The organism is Adlercreutzia equolifaciens, assembly GCF_029076695.1.
In the GTDB taxonomy this organism is placed as follows: Bacteria; Actinomycetota; Coriobacteriia; order Coriobacteriales; family Eggerthellaceae; genus Adlercreutzia; species Adlercreutzia equolifaciens_A.
Genome location: NZ_JARFIK010000126.1, coordinates 1 through 368 on the forward strand (window position 1 = coordinate 1; position 368 = coordinate 368).

The following is a 368-nucleotide window of genomic DNA, read 5'->3' on the forward strand; positions in this document are numbered from 1 at the left end:
GGAGGAATCAATAATGGAATATGTTACTTTGAACAATGGAATTAAGATGCCTATGGCAGGTATTGGAACCTTTCTTTTGACCCCGGACGAGGCGGAAGCATCCGTCCTCAATGCACTGGCGTGTGGCTATCGCCTGATCGACACGGCAAACGCCTATGTCAATGAAAAGGCCGTAGGTCGTGCAATGAAGAAGTCCGGCGTGTCCAGAGAGGAGATTTTTCTGGAAACCAAGCTGTGGCCTGCCTTCTACGAGCAGTCTGATGCTGTGGAAAAGACACTGGAGCGGCTGGACACCGACTACATTGACCTGCTGCTCATCCACCAGCCCGCTGGAAACTATATCGCCGGTTACAAGCTGATGGAGAAAG

The 368-nt window shown here is 51.1% G+C and carries 1 protein-coding gene; it reads left to right on the forward strand.

All coding sequences use genetic code 11. From position 1 onward, the window contains the following. Positions 1 to 13: 13 nt before the first annotated feature. The coding region (locus PZH32_RS11750) for an aldo/keto reductase (protein ID WP_275208436.1) at positions 14 to 368 on the forward strand (355 nt) is incomplete at its 3' end.